A 20,409-nucleotide genomic window follows, 5' to 3' on the forward strand; every position below is an offset into this window, starting at 1 on the left:
AATCTTCTTATCATTTTAGTTTTACATCTAACAACAATTGCTGTTAATGGATCAAGCCAAGGTAAATTAAACTGAGAACCAAAAATCCCAATGGCTGTACCTAAACTCACCCATGAATCTGATAGATTATCTTTTGCTGCTGCCATTACGGAATGACTCTTTATCTTTTGTGCAAGGTTTTTATTATACCGATATACAAAATACATGATAACCGCTGAAAATATACCTGTCCACACTGAAATAATATCAGGTGATTCATTTCCACCTTGATATACCGAGGTTACTGCTCCAATCAGTACCTGAATTCCGACAACCATTATAATAAACGATGCTATCATTGAAGCTACCATTTCTGCTTTCCAATGACCATAAGGGTGATCCTCGTCTGCTTGTTTCTGTGATAATTTTAACCCTATTAACACTGCAATAGATGCTATTATATCCGTTGTATTATTTAAACCATCTGCTTTTAAAGCTTCTGAATTACTGATATTTCCTATATATAAAACATATGTACGCAATGATACTTACTATTGCACCACGCTCACCCATTTTTAGATTCCTATACTTTTGTTCATCCATAGTAATTCCCCTCCATTGACTGCCTGAGCATTATATCAATACACTTTCTTTCGTGTGGGTCTATAGAAACATTGTTAGGATTTGTAATGTTAATAAGTAAAAACCAAAAAAAGTTGTATACGAGAAACACATGTGTCATATGTAAAAAAGTTATTCGTTCATTGATTTAATCTAAAAATGAGTATTTATGACGATTTATGTAGCACATTGTACCAAAAAAGATGCTTTAGGTAACACTTAATACTAATGACTAGAATTCATGGACATACAAAATAAGCTCCCACCAATTGTTGAAATGGAAGCTGTTTGAAATATAAGGTTTCAACTATTTCTTAATGTTCATGGCCATGTACAGAAGATTCATTATCATTTTGGCACATTAATGAATCTTCATGGGGATGGTCATTATTTTCCATCTGAATAGTTACATGCCCTATACCTTTATGTTCTAATTCATGTTCTATTTTTCTCAATATTTTTTGACATTCAAGAACAGATAAATTCCCGTCCACCACCGCATGGCAAGAAAGAGCATTTTGTCCACTGGTAATACTCCAAACGTGCAAGTCATGAATGCTTAATACACCTATGACGTTCTCCATTGTTTTTATGATGTTGTCCAAATCAACATTTTTTGGTGTTCCCTCCATTAATACGTGAATAGCATCTTTCGTCACTCGCCAACCACTTATTAATACAAGAATTGCTACAATTACACTTGCTAGCGGATCTGCCCAGCCCCATCCGAAAAACATAATCAGTAATGCGGCAGTAACTGCTCCGACTGATCCAAGTAAATCACCTAAAACATGAAGAAAGGCAGCCCGTAAATTTAGATTTTCTTCTGTATCACCACGCATTAAAATCCATGCAACAAGGATATTTACCAATAAGCCAATGGAGGCAATAATTAGCATTCCTGTCGAAGCAACCTCTGGAGGTTCTGTAAAACGTTGGAACGCTTCATAAAAGATGTAAATTGAAATTAACAGAAGTGTAACTCCATTAAAGACGGCGGCTAGTATCTCAAATCTTTTGTAACCATAGGTTTTGCTATAATTGGCTACCTTCTCTCCTAATGTAAAAGCTAATAAACCTACTCCTAACGATATAGAATCACTTAGCATGTGTCCTGCATCAGACAATAATGCAAGACTGTTGGTAAGGAACCCGCCAATTGCTTCAATTATCATATAAGAAGTAATAATAATAAAACTTATCATTAATGCCTTTTTGTTTGCTCCATGTGTATGGTCATGTCCATGATTGTGCCCCAATTCTAAAACCTCCTGCTTTTATTTGTATATTAATACATGCTCATATAAAAGTGTTATCGACATAAATTATTATTCCTTTGTACCTTATTATTGGTTGTCAGATATTAATTATGACAGGCATGTTCTATCGTTTGTTTTAACATATTCATTACGTGTTCATCATCATGAGAGTAATATAACGTTGTACCTTCTCTGCGATATTTTACTAACCGTAAATTTTTTAAAAAACGCAACTGATGAGAAACAGTTGATTGCCTAAGGTGTAAATTCTCTGCAATACCGTTTACGGAATGTTCCTTTTGAAAAAGTAAATGAAGAATACGAATTCTCGTAGGATCCCCTAATGCCTTAAATGTTTGTGATACTACAAATAATGTTTCTTCATCCAAATTTTTATTATCTAATTCTGCATTTTCCTTGTTTTCCTCCACTATATTTCCCTCCCTTTAAATCATCACTTCATCTATATATGCATATATTAGTATATGGTCATATTTTAAATTCATTATATAATATTGTCAAACTGCGTAAGTATAATTAGCTGCCAACTACAATATAAAATAAGTACAGCCTTTTTAAGGAGCGATAATATGGCTACATCGTGGTTAATTGGTGCATTCGTCTCAGCTCTTGGCATTAGTGTCGGTGGTGGACTTGCCTGGGTATTGAAAGGATTTCAACGTGGATTTGGTTTTATTTTTTCTTTATGTGCTGGACTTATTGTAGGGTTATTATTCCTTGAAATGATTCCGGAGAGTATTGAGCTAGGCGGATGGCTAAATCTCGCCGTTGGCATAGCAATTGGCTTACTACTATTTCATTACATCCATCAATTAATGGATAAAATTACAATTATCACAGATAGTCATCAAAAAGATATTTTTGTTCGTTCTGGTGTGCTTTTAACTTTTAGCATTGCGGTTCACAATTTCCCTGTTGGTATTTCGCTTGGCCAAACGCTGGGTACAGAGATAGGGGGGATAATGCTAACAACACTATTGTTACATAACGTGCCGGAAGGAATAATTGTTTTTACTCCATTGTTTCTAGCTGGATTTGGCATACTTACTTATGTGTTTATCACAACCATTATTACATTGCCAATTGCTTTAGGAACACTGCTTGGCCAATTATTCAATATAGGATTTCCTTCCTTGCTTGCTTTTATGATAAACCTCTCTATTGCTATCATTTTTATGGTTGCAGTAAAAGAAATTTTCGGAGAAGCAGTTAGAAATTCAACTTTATTGTATTCCTCAGTGATTGGGTTATTTGGAGTTGGAATTATATATTTGTACATGAATCTCTCACTTTAAACCAAACAAACATTGATCCATTAATGCTAACTACCATGAATAATTTAATTTTCACAAATCCTAAGAAAAAAACGATTATAAAAGATTTGAAGAAATTGAGTACTTAGTGTTAAAAAGACCTTGTCGGGTCTTTTTTTCATACATTAGTCAGGTATGGGAATAATAATGTTAAATTCTACAGATCAGGAGTGTTAGAATGGAGGGGAAATTTTTATCCTTCGAGGATCTAAGTGTTATTATAACCGCTGTAATTATCGGGACACTGGCAAGAGTATGGGTTTTAAAAGAAGACTATAGACAATATCCAAGTTATCCAAATGGATACTTAATTCACGTTATTACTGGTTTTGTTGCCGCCGCATTAGGGGCAGTTGCCATACCAGCATTAATCAGTAAGAACTTTGTTGCCGTCACCTTTTTAACAGTGGCACTTCAACAATTTAGAGATGTGAGAAAAATGGAGAAAGAAAGTCTAAGTGACTTGGAAAATACAGAATACACATATCGTGGGAAAGCCTATATTGATGGGATTGCTAAAACTTTTGAATCCCGAAACTACATTGCTTTTATCACAGCTTTTTTTGTTTCGTTAACTATTACTATAATACCATTAAATTTATGGATAAATATTATTGCTGGTATAGCAGTAGGAATAGCCGTTGTATTTTTTCTAAAGAATTTTACAAAAGGAAAAAGCATTGGGGACATCGCACAGGTCAAAGAAGGTAAAATCGAAGTTAAGGACTCTAGCCTATTTGTGGATGGAATTTATGTTAGTAACCTTCTAGGTACAGATAACGCAGAAAAATTGTTTAAAGAAGAAGGATTAGCTGTTGTAATCTATCCTAATGAAAACCATTACCGAATTAATTTAGACAATTTTGGTCAACGGCAGGCAGCCCTATTTGAAGCTACAAGGGCTTTAGGTAATAAACGTTACCATTTTACTAGGAAGGATTATGAACAAGGCAGGGTTATTATTACCCTCGTACCTATTAAACAAGATATTGATGCCTTAATTGAAGTTGTTAAAAAATGTCCATTACTGGAGAGTACTAAGAAATCCCATAGTGTTATGAAAACTAACTTGAAGGGAGAATAAGAAATGGGAAGAGAAGCAACAATGAAGCCTGACTATAGAATTCTTGCCTATATAACAAGAGAAAAAGAGCGAGTATTGACGAGTAGTTGTCTAACGTTATATGCAGACTCTGAAGAATCCTCCAAAGAGATGACAGTGGATATTGCAAAGGCAATGAAGGCGGATGTTGTAAAGTTAACAAATGGAGATTATATGATAATACGGGTTTAGCCTTTATTTGACTACTTCTTCTATATCGGAAGTGGGACTTATTCATTACCGACAACCCCATCCGATTTTAACTTGGCTCTACATTAAAACATGGCTAGTGAAAATAAAACACCTTATAAGCTGCTATAATATCAGGTGTTTCTTTCTCTCCTTGAAACATAGAGGTGGTACAAATAACCCATCTCTTCCACTTATGACTAGAGAGATAGGTTATTTTCGTTATTCTCATGATTTCATACTTTCATGGGGTCCTTGGTCCTTATTCTTGATCAGCACTTGTACTTTCACCAATTGTTATAGATTTTTTTGGCATTGTATGTAAATCTCTTGCTGTCGTGTGAGCATATATTTCATAGATCCCCTCAGTATCAAAAGATACTTCAGCAGTATACGTGCCATCCCCATTGTTATTGGATTTAATCTTTGTACTATCTTCTTCGTTTCCTTTCTCCCAGTATTCAAATTGGACTTCATCCGCATCTTTTACTTTTTCATCACCATATGTAACGATTGCCTTCAATTCTATTGTTTCGCCAATATCAGATTTAGCTGGAACTTGGAATTCAACTTCCAGCATTTTTAGTTCATCCGTTCCCTGTTTGTTCCCATTTTCAGTTTCATTACTACATGCAGCTAATAATCCTATTAGTAAAACTAACATAAACATACAAATTTTAACTCTCATTGTTATAATCCTCCGATTTTTGAATCATTGATTACTTAAGTACTATTTTAAGATCCTTAATAATTTGTTCTATCGACTCTGATTCGACACCTTTGTAATTTTTCACTACCTCCCCTTCAGGATTTACTAAATAGAATCTAGTACCGTGCATTACTTGATCAGAACCTTCTGGTGGTTTTTCCAAAGCGGACATAAATGATTTTACTGATAGATCTTTTATGGTTTGGAAATCATAACCGGTCAAGAATGTCCAATTATCCAAATCAGCCTGATAACTCTTTGCATACGCTTTTAAAACTTCGGGTGTGTCATACTCGGGGTCAACACTAAATGAAACAAGTTGTGCATCCAACTCTTCATCCTTCATTTTGTCCTGAAGTTTAGCCATGTTCGATGTCATTGGAAGACAGACAGTTGTACAGTTTGTAAAAATAAAATCTGCAATCCACCATTCCCCTTTCAAATCTTCTAAGGATAGTGATTCTTTATCTTGCGTTGTAAACTCAAAGTCTGTTACCTCTTTTGACATATTTGTTTCAAGTTCTTCACCACAAGCAACTAGAAAAATGGTAAGAACAATCATTAGTGCCTGCAAACGTTTCAATATATTCCCATCCCTTCCATCATTCACAAGACTTTCAAGTTATACCTTTTTATAGTTAGTTTTTTAATATTTTTTTCTGTTTTAAGTTGGTAACAATCTATTTCCTATGCCCTCCTACCAAATTGATTATTTTAACAACAACCTTTAACAAAATGTATCAATATTAGGTTAACTAATCAATCGTTTTTATGTGAAAGATTTATGAATACATTTCTAAATAAATTAAGGGTTTCACTAATTGTTTAATCTTGATTAGAAGTAAACCTTTTATGATATAACGCCTAAATCACCATTTCTTTACTGTAATCTGTGATTCATTCATGTTTATAACAGCCCGTGATACAAGTGTTATATCCCTTACTGAATGGTTGAGTACGTGTTATGTCAGATAATACATATAAGTAAAGCTTGAGCATTTTTAAAGATGAAAAGTCGCCCTGATATAACACCGGAACAAGTAGCAAACTCTGTTGTATCATGGGTCAATAAATCTGATGTGTCAGGTAGTGATACAGAAATAGATGCTAGATAAGATGCTAGATAAGCGTTATATCAGTTAAAATGAATTTCTGGATTTTTGCAACAACACGCAAAGGGAATTTCAATTAACTATATGCGTTTTATTCGGGTATCGGTCCCCGAAAAAGGTTTTATATTATTTACATGGTCAACAATTGGTTTATTTATATAAAAATAAGGTAGAAGAATTTAATACAACAACATAAATTATGTAGAATTGCACATCTTCGTTCTCAACTAACTACCTTTTAGATGACTTATTTTTCTCTGCCCTCATATCAATCGCACAACATTGAAATTAATTTAATGCGAAAAGAATACGCACAAAAAGGGATCAATTAGAGAATAATAAAACTAACAATAAAATAGTTGAAATAAATGTAATAGTGAAGCATAAGAAGATTTTCATATTCATTTAAACAAGCATTTAAACAAGCTTATAGTAAAGTTATGCGTTAAATTATTTCTTATAGATTAATGTTAGTGTGTGTTATTTGATGTTCAATTTAAATTGAATGGATGAATGTTTGTGTTTGTGAGCATTGATGGAAAAATTCATAAAGGAGTTATTAATGTTAAATATGGAAATATTCCCCCAAGCAAAAATAAGTATGGATCGTCACAATGTAGATTATGGACATGTTCTTGTTTATATTAATTCTGTAGAGCAATCAAAATGGATCTACACATAACCTACAGGCAAACTCACTCCAACTTTCCCTGCATGGTTCCCTTATAGTTCATTTTTATTGCCTGTGACCATTATGTTTTTAATTCTGATGAAACCACATATATATCCATGGAAAAAAGGAACTTTTTACGACTTACTAATATTAAGCATTAATTATCCACCTCTTAGATCTTAAAATCTTAATTTATTTTGCATATATCTTTTAGCAATTTCCCGGAAGAAAAGAGGCAATCTCGTTAAACGACTTCCTTCCTTATTTTTTACTCCTTGCTCAAGTGCATCATTATTACCGACAATTATTAACTTTTTTTTACTACGAGTAATAGCTGTATATAATAGTGATCTATTCCATATTTTAGATTTTGGCTCATTCCAAATAGGTAATAAAACTGTTTCAGCTTCTGTGCCTTGTGATTTATGCACAGTAATAGCGTAACCAATCAACCAATCATTTTCAGCTTGATTTTTGTATAAGGAAATTGTTCTCTCTCCGGTAAATTCAGCAGTTATCTTATTTTCTATGACTTTTGTAATTTTCCCCTTTTCCCCATTGAAAACACCATGTTGATAATCATTTCTATTTTGAATAATGATAACGCCCTCTTCTAAACCTATACGTTTCATAAGATTATTCTGTATTTTCTCATTTAATATATTTCTACCTACAGTTTGTTCATGCCTTGTAGTAATTAATGCTACATTCTCCACAGAACTATGATCGTTTAAATATTCGTTCACGGTTAAATTAAGAATATCCTTCGTTTCTTTTGCTTGTATATACCTAACGTCTCCCTTTTCAATACATCTTTCCATTTCTTGATTAAAGTAATTCCAACGTTCATCCCTGTTCGGAGTTAATAATGTATTGGCTAAAAATGGAATACGAGAATCATCTTCTGTTCGGTGAATTAAATTTAATTTAGACCATTTAGGCAAAGGTGTTACAAATACTTTTTCTTGTAACCTTTTTAAACTATGTGTAAGGTCATATAATATTTTTCCAGGACCAACACTATTTAGTTGGTTACTATCTCCTACTATTACAACATGAACATAATCCTTTAAGGCCCATAATAAACTACGCATTAAGTAAATATCCACCATACCCGCTTCGTCTATAATAAGAACATCGGCTATTAATGGGTCTTTTTTATAAGAATACTTTGAACGAATCATTCCAATTGATTTAGATGGTTTTACTTCCAACAAACTATGGATAGTTCTACATTTATTTACAGAGTCTGAAAAATAGGAACGTACATTTTCTGATGGTGAAGTCATAAATCGATTTTGTAGGTTTTGGGCCGCAATACCTGTTGGGGAACAGACACGAATAGATAGATTCGCATTTTCGTCTAGTAATACATTAGCCAAAATTTCGATTGTTTTACTTTTCCCAGTACCTGCTCCTCCAGTAATAATAGATACTTTATTGTCAAAAACCTCACTAATTGCTAGTGCTTGTTCTGTATCTGCACCATAATTTATTGCCTTTAATTTTGCAACATCTTTAGAAGTCTTGAGTATGCTCTTACCATGTATAATTTCTAGGATCCGTTTTGCTAGTTGATATTCTGACCAATATGTAGGTAAATGGTACAATGAATATCTACCGTTGTATTCACTAAAATCAAATAGTTTCCGATTATGTAATTTAATATCATTCATTTGTTCTAAAGCAGTATAAAAATAATTTTTATCTAAACGAGGATGAACCTTTCCTTCTTTATCCTCATACCATTCCCAGAGTTTACTTTGTTCCTGAAACAAGTCATTGGATTGAGATAGTGTTTTAGAAACTAATTCACGAAAACTCCCCTTACTAGTAATTACACTTCTCCCGTTTATTTTTCTAACTTTATCGTTTAAGTCATATAAGGTTGTATTTCCATGTGAAAGTTTATTCATATAAACATTACACATTGCTCCCACTATGCGTCTAGAGTCATTATATTGAAATTCCTTTGTTGCATGAGCAAATTCATCGGCTAATCGGAAAGGTACGCCATATAGTATCGTCCGATAAATATTTTGCTGCATCATTTCATGCGTATGATCTCTTGGTAATCTACTGGAATTAAATATTTCTTCCTGTAATGTTTCTTTTTCAATCGATTTAATCAAAAAAACCTCCATTTGAGCGGATATTAAAGTTGATTAAGCGCTAGGTCTTTTGATCTGTATATGTCCAAATCCATAACCTTTTTTGTGTCCAACTCCTGAATACTTAGCTGTTCTTAACAAAATACCAAAAAGTTTCTTTTGTTTTTGACTTAGTTTTCTACAAGACATATGTATCTCCCCAATAAAACTATCTTCAAACACTGACTTTCTATCTATTTTTGCCTGCATTGGATAACCAATTACATTAATTAGCAAAATACTATTACTTAATTCTTCTTGTTCCTTTAAACTAATTTTAATGTCATATAGAATATGGAGATTGCGAGCCAAAGAACGAATTAATAACTTCAAGTCAGGATAGGCTTTCGTAATATAATGTTCTGTTTCCCTAGTTCTAAATCTGGTAGGTGTATTAAAACTAATTTTAAATTCATCTGGTACTGGTACAGTAACCTTTGCATCTAATGGTATGGTTTCTTGTTTCTGTATTGAAAAAGTTTTGATTTGCATTTCGCAATGCCCTAATCTGAGAACGTTCGCTTCCTCTAATGATTGAAGTATATTAGATGTTAATTTTTTATCTATACTAGATATTAGAATAGTTGCATGCGTTCCCCATTCCTTATTTCCTCTCCATTTCACAACTGACGGATGAAACATAGGTGGGCGGTATTTTTCATGTGGATAATCATTTCCAGCTAAATAATAGCAGAGCCCATGTAGATATCTTGGGTATGGTTTTGGTACATATTTATCTGATCGTAATTCTATTTGAATAATTGATGCATTAATAGATTTCATATATAATTATTCCTTTCGTGTTTCACTCCATAAGTTTCGGGGATGGATTCTTTACAGTTAGATAAAGAAACATAAATAACCAATTTTTCACTCCATAAATTTCGGTGGTAAACCTTAAATCAATCGTCAAACCAACCATCATTCTCTTCCATATTTTCTTCAAACCAACTTTCCTCAAATGAAGTTATTTTAACATCATCTTCCCATTCCCACACAGGAATCGGAGAGGGAGGGGCATAACATACCACCAATTCACGTTTAGACCAGTATGGGGGTATAGTTCTTGAAGCGATTATTTGCGATTTTAAATTAGGAAAGTCTTCTACTGGAAGATTCCTAGCAGGTTTTTCATTTGGTGTAAATAAAGAATAATCATCTTCCATCTCATCAACTTCTACTCTGTTGATTTTTCCAAAACCTATCGCTACCTTTTTCCCAATCGCTTTTAACGAGTTTAATAGCCGTTCTACCTCTTCCTTATTTCCAAATGCATGAAAGATCATGTAGTCAGTTAATAGAAGATTTCTGTTTTCATAATATGATTTAAATCCTCCACTTGCAGGATTGTTAGCTGGTCCAGTAGCTCTTTCAATGTTTACTTCCTTCGCCAAGGACTTAGATGCTACATCGCTTATTACTCCAGCTGGCCACACAATTTCACTTGACTTATAACCAGCAAACTCATCATTTGTACGTTTTATCCAAAAATCTTGATGTTCTCTACTGATAGGAGAAGAAAAACCAATGCTAGCTTTCCATAAGGGGTACTCCCCTTTTGTTTTCTCTAAAGGTAATGGCAGCTCTACATGTTTATCTTGGTTTTGCCAACGGTCCAAATCATAGCTAAATAACTCTCTCGCAACTATTTCAGTTAAAAGTGCATCTAAGTGTATACCGTTTAATGGGTATACAATCGGGGTTGATAAATGGATAGTAATTCTTAATGGTGTTTTATTTATCCTTTTATACGTTAAATTTCTGTTTTCTAGCGATAACATTTTTCATCACCACTCTGCGATTTTCTTCCCTATTTCTTCTTGAACAGCTATTTCTCGCTCTGTTACAAGACGATCTAATTCTAAAGATATATCTTTTGGAAATTCGATAACTTCTTTTCCATCCATTACCTTTACAATCTGTTCAGGTTTATTCCAAAGATTGATATATTCTACCAGCACATCACGATTTTCCTTTAAAAACTCAATATATAAGGAAGGTGGTTCTTCCAAATTGGCATACCACTGATCTGTATGTACCTTACCATGCCCCGTGGAAGATTTACCCCCCAAATAAGGATTTTCTTTAAACATGTTAATTGCAAGTTGCATAGCAGAACGTTCTACGGGTGTTGATAAATTAATGTCGTATGAGTGGGCAAACGGAATGCCTGGTGACACTACTTCCATATAGTAAATAGATTGTCTGCTTTTCTGTTCCTCAGCGGTTTCCTCTATAAGAGGATCTTGACGAGTCATCATTTGAAAATTTGTTATCTCGTCAGAAAATGGGATATCTGAGTCTATATTTGTAATATGTTCAGTTTGTTTTAATACGGGAATAGCCCACCCTACATTAACTATCCCTGAAAGCATTCGGTTTCCATAACTACAACCGAATAAAGAAAGAATCGGAACAGCAGCCCTTAGAGTTTCTCTATCTCGAACTAAAATAGGTACGGATGGTTGAATGGCTTTTCTCTTTGATTTTGCTTTTTCTTGCTTTTCTTCTTCACCATCATTTTTTTGTGCGTCCGAAGCATCCATCCCTCCCCCACTTACTAGGGTTTCCAGAACATTTTTAGGCAAGTCTTTTCGCTTTAGTCCCAAAGTATGTAAGGTGACATCAACTAGAGATTCTCTCCATATATGTCGAATGGAATTACCTGATACGGCAGGTACTAGTCCTACTGATTGTACTTCTCCATTTTTCAACAGTACTGGGAGACGTCTGTGAGGGGTGTAATTATTCTTCACGCCAGACGGTAATGTATTGGGTTTAATTCTAGATTTTTCACTACCATGATGAAGTGGAGTGGCTAAAGTTAATACGGCTTTTCTTTCTATCATTATAAATCTCCCCTATCAATGATTAATTATTGGTATCTTTAAGCATGTATTTTTTAGGTGGTATGATACGGTCATAAATAAAGGATAAATAATGTTTATACTTATGCTTAGCAATTATAGGTTCAACATCTTCCCATAATTTTATTTCTTTATGTCCTTTCCAAGGCCGATTATCATTAAATAAATACGGATAAAGTAAGTCCGATTTTTTTACTTTTTCTAATGCATTAAATAGTTCTTCTAGTCCCTTTTTCGGAATTGCATAATTCTTTCCTCCATTACATACCCACAAAGTATCAGCATATCCAAAATTAACTTTTGCTTTCATGATAGAATGTTGAGGATTCATTTTCGTTTGTAGCATCATTATCCATGGGTCATCAACAGGAGGTTTTAACAAGAAATCCCTTAAATAGTAACGTGAGACTACCTTTTTTTGGCCTATACCAATCTTTTTACTAGGTTGATCATCAAATTGAAGCACCTTTAATCCTTCAGTATAAGTTAAAATATATGCTTTATGTAATTCTCTAATATGCAATAACGAGTAATAGCATGCAGGGCATAAAAATTTAATATTTTCTTTTTCAGCAAACGAATCAAGATCTGAAAACTTTTTACTTATTTTCCAATCGACAGCATCAATTGTTGGTAAACCGCAAAGGGGACAAAGATTATTAGAAACTAGTTTCCTTATTCCTTTTATCAGAGGCTGCCCTATGGCATGATGTAATAAATGAGTCGGATTTAGTAAGCGTATATCATTCAATAACTTAACCTCTTCTTTCTCTTTAATTTACAAATACATAAAAACAATTATTTAATAATAAAATAAAACCATCAAATCCACATGTAATTTGATGGTTATTTTGCTTTCTCTTTATTTTAGTATGGGATATTACATCATATCCCATACTAATGTTAATAAAGAACCTAATATTGCAGCTAAAGCCAGGAATACTCCGTAAAACAAAGTTGAGTAAATCGTACCTTTCTCCTTGCTCTCTCCAGCATGCATAAAGATGACAAACTGAACCCCAGCTTGAACAAATGCCGTTACAAGAAGAACCGTCATCCCCAATTGATAAGACATATCAAAAAAGTAAACACTAAGAGCAGCTACTGTAAGAAGCAATGAGAATACGAAGCCATTTATTTGTTTCATTGGAAATAGTTCTTTCATATTACATCATTCCTTTCAAGTAGATAAAACTAAAGATGAAGATCCATATTACGTCTAGGAAATGCCAATATAGAGAGAATATAAATGATTTATTTGCTGTCTTTTGGTTTATGCCATGTTTGATAATTTGCAGCATAATAGCTAAGCCCCAGAATAATCCAAATGTGACGTGAGCTCCGTGCGTACCAAGTGTTAATAACAGAGTTCCTGTAAAAGCGCTAGTCTGAAGAGTCGCACCTTCATGATAATAAGTTACAAATTCATAGATTTCTGTACCAAGGAAAGCTGCGCCAAGAACTAACGTAATCCCTAAAAACACTAATGTTGCTTTTGTTCGATTTATACGCATTGCATTAATTGCCAGCCCAATGGTAAAACTACTTGTCAAAAGCAAGATTGTTTCTATCAATACAGGTTCAAGTACAAATATCTCCGAGCCGATTGGTCCATTACCAGTACGATTCTCATATACAAAGTAAGCAGTAAAAAGGGTTGCAAAGAGCATAATTTCTGCACCAATAAAGATCCAAAAACCTACGATATTTATTTGATTTTGTTCTGTACTATATTCAAGAGGTTGCGTTTGATCTAATTTCATTTATTAGCACCTCCAAATTTTTCTTCTGTCTCTTTTATTTCTTGAACATGTATGTGGCGTCCGTCATCTTTTTCAAACGAACGGTAAACTAAACATGCTAGAATTCCGATTCCTGAAATGATAACACCAGCCCATATATAAAATACAAAGGAGAAACCAAATATGAAGAACAAACCAGCCATTATTATAGGTGCTCCACTGTTATTAGGCATGTGAATATCTTTTAAACCGCCTTTGAATAACTGATGTCCATTCTTTTTGTAATCCCAGAATGCTTCTGAAGAATTGACTTGCGGTGTAATCGCAAAGTTGTATTCAGGCACTGGATTATGTGTTGCCCATTCAAGAGAACGTGCATTCCATGGATCGTCTCCAACATTTCTTGGTGCATAACGGAAGCTGTAATAAATATTGTAGACAATGAGAATAAAACCAATCGCCATTAACCCAGCCCCAAAGAATGATAGCATATTTAGCGGCCCAAATCCTGATGCTTCAGAATATGTGTACATTCGACGTGCTTGCCCATCTAAACCGGTAATATACATTGGGAAAAAGGTTAAACAAAAACCAATTGCCATAAACCAAAATGACCCTTTTCCAATTCTTTCATTAAGCATAAAACCAAACATTTTTGGCCACCAATAAGTAAGACCAGCAATCATCGCAAAGACAACACCAGGAATAATTGTATTATGGAAGTGCGCCACTAGAAACATTGTATTATGATATTGGTAGTCAGCACTTGCCATTGCAAGCATAACTCCCGTTACACCACCAATTGTGAAAAGCGGTATAAAACCTATAGAATATAACATTGGAGTAGTAATCCTAATTTTCCCTTTCCACATGGTCAACAACCAGTTAAAGATCTTTATTCCAGTCGGGACTGCAATGGCCATTGTTGTAATGGAGAAAATACTGTTAGTTAATGCACCCTGCCCCATAGTAAAGAAGTGATGTACCCAAACTAAAAACGAAAGTGTCGAGATAATGACTATAGATCCAACCATAGATTTATAACCATATAAATTCCGTTGTGAGAAGGTTGAAATAATCTCACTGTAAATACCGAAAGCTGGAAGAATTAAAATATACACTTCGGGATGTCCCCAGAACCAGAACAAGTTCGCCCACATCATATCCATACCACCAGCAGTGGTTGTAAAGAAATTGGTTCCAAACTGACGATCAAGAGTCCCCATTAGAAGTGCTATTGTTAATACTGGAAAAGCAAATACAATAATTAAATTAGTAATCAAAGCGGTCCAGGTAAACATAGGCATTTTCATCAGGTTCATACCTGGTGCTCTCATTTTTAGTATCGTTGCAATAAAGTTAATACCAGTAAGGAGCGTTCCAATACCTGAGATTTGCAGTGCCCAATTATAATAGTTAACGCCAACCGATGGGCTGAATTCATTACTTGCCAGTGGATAATAATTTGTCCATGCAGCATCAGGTGATCCACCTATAACAAATGAAAGGTTAAATAGCATGGCACCTGCAAAATACAACCAAAAGCTGATTGCGTTAAGTCTAGGAAAAGCTACATCTCGTGCTCCAATTTGCAGAGGAACAACAAAGTTCATTAAACCGATAATGAATGCCATTGCCATAAAGAAAATCATGACAACACCATGTGTTGTAAAAACTTCATTATAATGCTGTGCATCTAAAAAAGTGTTATCAGGAACTGCTGTTTGCAGTCGCATCATAACTGCATCTGCACCCCCGCGGAAAAACATGAGTAATGCAGAAATGATATACATAATTCCGATACGTTTATGATCAACCGTTGTTAACCATTCACGCCATAAGTATCCCCATTTTTTAAAGTAAGTGATACCAGCAATGATTGCAATAAACGTCAGCCCAATTGCAACCATCGATCCATAAATCAATGGACTGGGGTGGGGAACGGCGAATCTTTCAAAAAATTCCATATTGTAAACTCCCTTCAACAGATGTTCGCAACAAATGCAAATGTCCGTTAAATCATTAAAATGTATTATTTTTTAACTGTTTACCCATTAGAAGAGTGAAATCTTTCTTAATGAGTGCCTTCCATATTATCCATGTCTTCCATGTCTTCCATGTCTTCCATGTTCATTTCTGGAGGTGGAGAGAAACCTAAATGTGTTCCAGTAAATGTAAGCTGTCCAAGATGTGCAGGTTCTAATAATTTGTTAAACTTTTCTTCCGTGAGTGGTTCAGCTGTAGATTTTATTTCTTCCACCCATGAATCAAATTCTTCTGGTGGCAAGGCTGTAACATTAAATTTATTCTCAGCAAACCCTTCTCCACTAAAGTTAGCATTTCGTCCCATATACTCTCCAGGAACCTCAGCTGCTAGATGTATTGTCGTAACCATGTCAGCCATGGCATATTTCTGACCAGCCAGTTGTGGAATCCAAAAACTTGTGATTGGACCATATGAGTAAAGTTTAAACTCAACTGGACGGTTTGTTGGAAGAAAAACATAGTTAACCGTTTCAATATCTTGTTCTGGATAACTGAAATGCCATTTCCAGTTTGAAGATGAAGCATAGATTATCAGTGGTTCTTGGTCTTCATATCCCTCAGGTGTAGTTTCAACCTTATATGTTGATTGAACGCTCACCACAGATAAAAATGCTACAATTAAGATAGGAATACCAACAATTATTCCTTCGACAATTGGGTTACCCTCAATATGAGGAGGTTCATAATCATCTGGTTGTTTTGATGCACGATACTTTAATAAAACTACTATTAAAAGTGTAAAAACTATAATTACGATAATGGCCATTGTAATGATTGAAAGCCAAATGACATTTGCAGTGGTTTCAGCCTGTGGACCCTTTGGGTCAAGAACTAGTAATGGCTCACATCCTGTTAGCACTGTGGTAATAGTAAAAACTAACGATAGTAAGACTAATTTGAGTTTCATATATTTACCCCTTTCTTCTTAAGGATTATTTCTACATACAGTCGCAATCAAATATCAAAATGTCGTTATTATACTAATCTCAAGAAGATAAAAATACAACATCATGAAAAATGCGTCACAAAACATTCAAGAATATTTGTAAATTTAATGACTGTTATCGAAAATGTTTAACATTTCCAAAAATTATAGGTATCGGAATTTAATTAACACATAATTCAGATTTCTAATTTTTAATGCAATGGAACTATGGAACTAACTTATTAAGTTAAGTGGGTCAGTCAATTAAAAACTAAAATGGTTGTAATCATAACAACTACAATAATATTTTTAGGTGTAGTTTTTGGTAGTATTAAACAACAATGAGTAATCTGAAATGTACTACATACGAGACCAATAGAAAAGAGAGGTTCAAAGTACTATTGATTCCTCTCTTTTCGTTTCATAGTTATTCTATTTATTCTATTAAATTTATTACTAGAAAAATGATAGACAATATAGTATGTTTTATTTATTAGAAAATCTCAAAAAGGGGTGAAATAATTATGTGGTTAGAATTACAAATATTCGGATTCAAGGCATTATGGAGTCCTTATTTCCTATTATACGTTATAGGCCTTGCTCTACTTTACTTTATTATAACAGGACCCTATCGTCATAAATTTGGCGGAAAAGATAGACCTAGTGGGAAACAGCAAATCTACTTTTACTTAGGTTTATTATTATTGTACATTGTTAAAGGTTCACCAATAGATTTATTAACCCATATTACGCTAACAGCTCATATGATTCAAATGGCCGTCTATTTATTGGTATTTCCTATTTTTATTATAAAAGGAATCCCTGAATGGATTTGGAGAAAAGTGATTTATACACCTGTGATAAAACCTATAATAAATTTATTAACCAAACCTATTATCTCATTACTTTTGTTTAACACACTGTTTTCAATCTATCATATTCCGGTAGTATTTAATTTTTCAAAATCATCGCCGATAGCTCATACATCGATATCAATTATATTATTAGTGGCTGCGTTTATAGTCTTTTTACCACTCATTCCCCCTATAAAGGAATTAGACAAACAAAGACCACTACTTAAAATAGCCTATATTTTAGTTGGTAGTGTTTTAATCACTCCGGCATGCGCGATAATCATTTTCGCCGAAGTACCACTATATGCTGCTTATACTCAGAATGGTCCATGGCTACAAGCTTTAAGTTTATGCGTACCTAATAATGTATTACAGGGACTTTCATCTAGTCTTTCAGGTCCAGAAATGTTTACATCTATGGGAACTCTAACAGACCAGCAGTTAGGCGGAATTATTATGAAGGTTATGCAGGAAATTACATATGGAGTAATCTATATCACCATTTTCTTTAAATGGTTTGACAAGAAAGAAGTCCGTAAAATAGACCCTTTACCCAAAGAAATGAATCATCTTTAGAACTGGACTAGTAAAATAAGTCAAACTTAATTGAAGTTTGGAGGTTTATTATGAAAGGGAAGATAACAGTCTTAGTATTAATTATAATTACTATTATCGTTTTAGTTTTTATTTGGTTCTGGATACAGAATATTATTGATGAGTATAATTTGGTACCTCCGGATAGTATTATTAATGGTCTCCATTAATAATACTACCCAATAAAAAGTACAGTAGCTCTAAATAAATCGTATAAAGAGGTGCAATTCTCTAAAAAGAATTGCACCTCTTTACATTTACACGTTTTGTAGATATCTGTCCATCTCTCAAGTGAATCAGACTCTTTACTAGTTTGACCTACCAAAATTTACAAACCTAAATAAGTCACCATAAATGATATCATCAGAGTATTGAAGCTCTTTCATGACCCTTTTCTTTATTGGAGTACACGGATTTCCTACTTTATCTTCAACACCCGAGTTATTATTTTCATCTACTGGGGCACCTGTCTCACGATTATAACAGGAGCCACCTGCAGATACATAGTTTTCACTAACAAAATCACCGTTACGAAACAATATATATCCTTTACGATCATCCGAAAATAAATCATTTCCAAAGTATATGTCATTCTCTGTTTCAATTCCTAATAAATGCAGTAATGTTGGTTTAACATCAATTTGACCAGAAACATCAGACATGACCTTCCCTTTTCCAGAACCTGGTATGTGTATAAAAAGCGGAACTCGTTGAAGTTGAAGATGGTCATAAGGTGTGATTTTTTCATTCCCTAGATACTGACTCATCGCTTTATTATGGTTTTCACTTATACCAAAATGGTCACCCATTATTACTATAATGGAGTCTTCATAGATTCCGGTATCTTTCAATTGTTTAAAGAATTGTTCTAGCGCTTCATCCGTATATCTTACAGTTGGAAAGTAATTATTAAGTGTGTTTGAATTTGAATCATAAGGTTCAATCGTACGATCCTCTTCATCTAAATTAAATGGAAAATGATTCGTTAAGGTAATGAATTTTGAATAAAAAGGTTGTTCAAATGACTGTAAATATTTTATCGATTGCTCAAAAAAGGCTTTGTCTTTTAATCCCCAACCAATTGAATTATTTTCCGTAACTTCATAGGCTTTTTCTCCATAGTAGTAATCATAACCTAAACTCTTATACATTTGATCTCTGTTCCAAAAACTCTTATTATTCGCATGGAATACGGTGTTATAATAACCTTTTTCCTTTAACTGCTCTGGCAATGCATTATATTCATTCTGACCATGCGTAAAAAATACTGCCCCACTTGACAATGGATATAGTGAGTTTTCCACCAAAAACTCAGAATCTGACGTTCTGCCTTGCGCAACTTGTGAATAAAAGTTTTCAAAATAGAACGTATCCTCATTTTCTACTAAACTATTTAAAAATGGTGTAATTTCTTCACGATTTACTTCATTATTAATTACAAAATTTTGCAGAGATTCCACCGAAATAAAAATTACATTCTTTCCTTCTGCAATACCATACAGGTCAGATTGATTCTTACTTTGGATTTCATTGACATATTCTTTTATATCTGGAAGTTTACTTTCATCCGCAAACACCCGCTGGGTTTTAACTTTGGATTGCATAATGGCATCATACATATGATAGTTAAAAATACCTATATTTTTAACTAGATATTCCCGGTCGAAAGTACGTGTAAAAAGCTGAGGCCTTTCCATCTCAGCTAAGAAAAAGTTTCCTGCTAAGAGTAGTAATGACATAGCTAGGGCAAAAACCTTCCCACTTTTATGATAATTTACAGCTATCATGTCCCGCTTTTTCTTACTTAGATACCAGATAATAATAACATCAACAAATAATAGAAAATCATATACTTTAATTAGAGTCAATATACTAGATCCTAAATCTCCCATATTACCAGCCTGAAATAATTGAGGAATCGTAATAAAATCAGTATTCACTCGATAGAATAATAGATTGAAATACAAGATTAACATTCCTATTAGAGACGTGTATCTTAAGAATTTCATTTGAGCAGAATGGTTTTTAAACCATACACTCATTGAAAAGATTAAAAAAGCAGATACAAACGGGTTTATAAACAAGATTAATTCTTGCATCGCATTTTTTAATTCAAGGTTAAAAATAAACCGATAAATGATATAAGTCTTTATCCCAAACAATATGGTACTTGTTAAAAATAATGGTATATTTTTCCTTTTAACATCCATTTATAGTCCCCCAAAATAGCAGAAGTTCCTATTAATATACCTT

At 33.7% G+C, this 20,409-nt stretch carries 19 protein-coding genes and 1 pseudogene; 5 read left to right on the forward strand and 15 right to left on the reverse strand.

Features of this window, described 5'->3' with window-relative positions; all coding sequences use genetic code 11:
• Positions 1-17: 17 nt before the first annotated feature.
• From ABC346_RS20300 to ABC346_RS20310, 3 genes and pseudogenes are all read right to left on the reverse strand, one after another.
• Positions 18-582, reverse strand: a pseudogene (locus ABC346_RS20300) (cation diffusion facilitator family transporter); the annotation flags it as partial.
• A gap of 332 nt (positions 583-914) precedes the next feature.
• Positions 915-1,859: a cation diffusion facilitator family transporter gene (locus tag ABC346_RS20305; RefSeq protein WP_317958588.1), complete on the reverse strand. Its 945-nt coding sequence runs from the start codon at positions 1,857-1,859 to the stop codon at positions 915-917.
• Positions 1,860-1,963: 104 nt separating this feature from the next.
• On the reverse strand, positions 1,964-2,290 hold the full coding sequence (locus ABC346_RS20310) for an ArsR/SmtB family transcription factor (protein ID WP_317958587.1): 327 nt from the start codon (positions 2,288-2,290) through the stop codon (positions 1,964-1,966).
• A 159-nt stretch (positions 2,291-2,449) separates the two neighbouring features.
• Here ABC346_RS20310 and ABC346_RS20315 point away from each other — a divergent pair, with 159 nt between their 5' ends.
• From ABC346_RS20315 to ABC346_RS20325, 3 genes are all read left to right on the forward strand, one after another.
• Positions 2,450-3,175, forward strand: a complete 726-nt coding sequence (locus ABC346_RS20315) for a ZIP family metal transporter (RefSeq protein WP_317958586.1) — start codon at positions 2,450-2,452, stop codon at positions 3,173-3,175.
• Positions 3,176-3,371: 196 nt separating this feature from the next.
• On the forward strand, positions 3,372-4,277 hold the full coding sequence (locus ABC346_RS20320; protein ID WP_317958585.1) for a YIEGIA family protein: 906 nt from the start codon (positions 3,372-3,374) through the stop codon (positions 4,275-4,277).
• 3 nt (positions 4,278-4,280) lie between these two features.
• Positions 4,281-4,487 carry a capping complex subunit for YIEGIA gene (locus tag ABC346_RS20325; RefSeq protein WP_317958584.1) on the forward strand — a complete coding sequence of 69 codons (207 nt, stop codon included), beginning with the start codon at positions 4,281-4,283 and terminating at the stop codon, positions 4,485-4,487.
• 259 nt (positions 4,488-4,746) lie between these two features.
• Here the strand turns inward: ABC346_RS20325 and ABC346_RS20330 are convergent, their stop codons facing one another.
• The 11 genes from ABC346_RS20330 to qoxA form a co-directional block, all read right to left on the reverse strand.
• Positions 4,747-5,172 carry a FixH family protein gene (locus tag ABC346_RS20330; RefSeq protein WP_317958583.1) on the reverse strand — a complete coding sequence of 142 codons (426 nt, stop codon included), beginning with the start codon at positions 5,170-5,172 and terminating at the stop codon, positions 4,747-4,749.
• Between the two features lie 31 nt (positions 5,173-5,203).
• A complete protein-coding gene (locus tag ABC346_RS20335) occupies positions 5,204-5,776 on the reverse strand; it encodes an SCO family protein (RefSeq protein ID WP_317958582.1) in 573 nt (190 codons plus the stop codon).
• Positions 5,777-7,157: 1,381 nt separating this feature from the next.
• Positions 7,158-9,110, reverse strand: coding sequence for an AAA family ATPase (locus ABC346_RS20340; protein WP_317958581.1), 1,953 nt, complete (start codon positions 9,108-9,110; stop codon positions 7,158-7,160).
• 33 nt (positions 9,111-9,143) lie between these two features.
• Positions 9,144-9,911: a CRISPR system precrRNA processing endoribonuclease RAMP protein Cas6 gene (cas6, locus tag ABC346_RS20345; protein WP_317958580.1), complete on the reverse strand. Its 768-nt coding sequence runs from the start codon at positions 9,909-9,911 to the stop codon at positions 9,144-9,146.
• A 119-nt stretch (positions 9,912-10,030) separates the two neighbouring features.
• Positions 10,031-10,909, reverse strand: a complete 879-nt coding sequence (locus ABC346_RS20350) for a hypothetical protein (protein WP_317958579.1) — start codon at positions 10,907-10,909, stop codon at positions 10,031-10,033.
• Between the two features lie 6 nt (positions 10,910-10,915).
• Positions 10,916-11,977, reverse strand: a complete 1,062-nt coding sequence (locus ABC346_RS20355) for a hypothetical protein (RefSeq protein WP_317958578.1) — start codon at positions 11,975-11,977, stop codon at positions 10,916-10,918.
• 22 nt (positions 11,978-11,999) lie between these two features.
• Positions 12,000-12,746 carry a hypothetical protein gene (locus ABC346_RS20360; RefSeq protein WP_317958577.1) on the reverse strand — a complete coding sequence of 249 codons (747 nt, stop codon included), beginning with the start codon at positions 12,744-12,746 and terminating at the stop codon, positions 12,000-12,002.
• 129 nt (positions 12,747-12,875) lie between these two features.
• On the reverse strand, positions 12,876-13,160 hold the full coding sequence (gene qoxD, locus ABC346_RS20365) for a cytochrome aa3 quinol oxidase subunit IV (RefSeq protein WP_317958576.1): 285 nt from the start codon (positions 13,158-13,160) through the stop codon (positions 12,876-12,878).
• Position 13,161: 1 nt separating this feature from the next.
• Complete coding sequence (locus ABC346_RS20370) at positions 13,162-13,758, reverse strand: cytochrome c oxidase subunit 3 (protein WP_317958575.1); 597 nt, start codon at positions 13,756-13,758, stop codon at positions 13,162-13,164.
• On the reverse strand, positions 13,755-15,704 hold the full coding sequence (gene qoxB / locus ABC346_RS20375) for a cytochrome aa3 quinol oxidase subunit I (protein ID WP_317958574.1): 1,950 nt from the start codon (positions 15,702-15,704) through the stop codon (positions 13,755-13,757). Before qoxB ends, ABC346_RS20370 begins: the two co-directional genes overlap by 4 nt.
• A gap of 107 nt (positions 15,705-15,811) precedes the next feature.
• Complete coding sequence (gene qoxA / locus ABC346_RS20380; protein ID WP_317958573.1) at positions 15,812-16,690, reverse strand: cytochrome aa3 quinol oxidase subunit II; 879 nt, start codon at positions 16,688-16,690, stop codon at positions 15,812-15,814.
• A 542-nt stretch (positions 16,691-17,232) separates the two neighbouring features.
• Here qoxA and ctaG point away from each other — a divergent pair.
• Positions 17,233-18,138: a cytochrome c oxidase assembly factor CtaG gene (gene ctaG, locus ABC346_RS20385; protein WP_317958572.1), complete on the forward strand. Its 906-nt coding sequence runs from the start codon at positions 17,233-17,235 to the stop codon at positions 18,136-18,138.
• 50 nt (positions 18,139-18,188) lie between these two features.
• Positions 18,189-18,326 carry a hypothetical protein gene (locus ABC346_RS20390; protein ID WP_317958571.1) on the forward strand — a complete coding sequence of 46 codons (138 nt, stop codon included), beginning with the start codon at positions 18,189-18,191 and terminating at the stop codon, positions 18,324-18,326.
• A 138-nt stretch (positions 18,327-18,464) separates the two neighbouring features.
• Here the strand turns inward: ABC346_RS20390 and ABC346_RS20395 are convergent, their stop codons facing one another.
• On the reverse strand, positions 18,465-20,366 hold the full coding sequence (locus ABC346_RS20395; protein WP_317958570.1) for an LTA synthase family protein: 1,902 nt from the start codon (positions 20,364-20,366) through the stop codon (positions 18,465-18,467).
• Positions 20,367-20,409 lie beyond the last annotated feature (43 nt).

It is taken from the genome of Oceanobacillus phoenicis, from assembly GCF_047238145.1.
Classification (GTDB): Bacteria; Bacillota; Bacilli; order Bacillales; family Amphibacillaceae; genus Oceanobacillus.

What these genes read in the sequence shown, in the direction of transcription:
- ABC346_RS20315 (WP_317958586.1), top strand. Translation starts at nt 2,450, where the DNA reads ATGGCTACATCGTGGTTAATTGGTGCATTCGTCTCAGCTCTTGGCATT.
- ABC346_RS20320 (WP_317958585.1), top strand. Translation starts at nt 3,372, where the DNA reads ATGGAGGGGAAATTTTTATCCTTCGAGGATCTAAGTGTTATTATAACC.
- ABC346_RS20325 (WP_317958584.1), top strand. Translation starts at nt 4,281, where the DNA reads ATGGGAAGAGAAGCAACAATGAAGCCTGACTATAGAATTCTTGCCTAT.
- ABC346_RS20330 (WP_317958583.1), bottom strand. Translation starts at nt 5,172, where the DNA reads ATGAGAGTTAAAATTTGTATGTTTATGTTAGTTTTACTAATAGGATTA.
- cas6 (WP_317958580.1), bottom strand. Translation starts at nt 9,911, where the DNA reads ATGAAATCTATTAATGCATCAATTATTCAAATAGAATTACGATCAGAT.
- ABC346_RS20350 (WP_317958579.1), bottom strand. Translation starts at nt 10,909, where the DNA reads ATGTTATCGCTAGAAAACAGAAATTTAACGTATAAAAGGATAAATAAA.
- ABC346_RS20355 (WP_317958578.1), bottom strand. Translation starts at nt 11,977, where the DNA reads ATGATAGAAAGAAAAGCCGTATTAACTTTAGCCACTCCACTTCATCAT.
- qoxD (WP_317958576.1), bottom strand. Translation starts at nt 13,160, where the DNA reads ATGAAAGAACTATTTCCAATGAAACAAATAAATGGCTTCGTATTCTCA.
- ABC346_RS20370 (WP_317958575.1), bottom strand. Translation starts at nt 13,758, where the DNA reads ATGAAATTAGATCAAACGCAACCTCTTGAATATAGTACAGAACAAAAT.
- qoxB (WP_317958574.1), bottom strand. Translation starts at nt 15,704, where the DNA reads ATGGAATTTTTTGAAAGATTCGCCGTTCCCCACCCCAGTCCATTGATT.
- qoxA (WP_317958573.1), bottom strand. Translation starts at nt 16,690, where the DNA reads ATGAAACTCAAATTAGTCTTACTATCGTTAGTTTTTACTATTACCACA.
- ctaG (WP_317958572.1), top strand. Translation starts at nt 17,233, where the DNA reads ATGTGGTTAGAATTACAAATATTCGGATTCAAGGCATTATGGAGTCCT.
- ABC346_RS20390 (WP_317958571.1), top strand. Translation starts at nt 18,189, where the DNA reads ATGAAAGGGAAGATAACAGTCTTAGTATTAATTATAATTACTATTATC.
- ABC346_RS20395 (WP_317958570.1), bottom strand. Translation starts at nt 20,366, where the DNA reads ATGGATGTTAAAAGGAAAAATATACCATTATTTTTAACAAGTACCATA.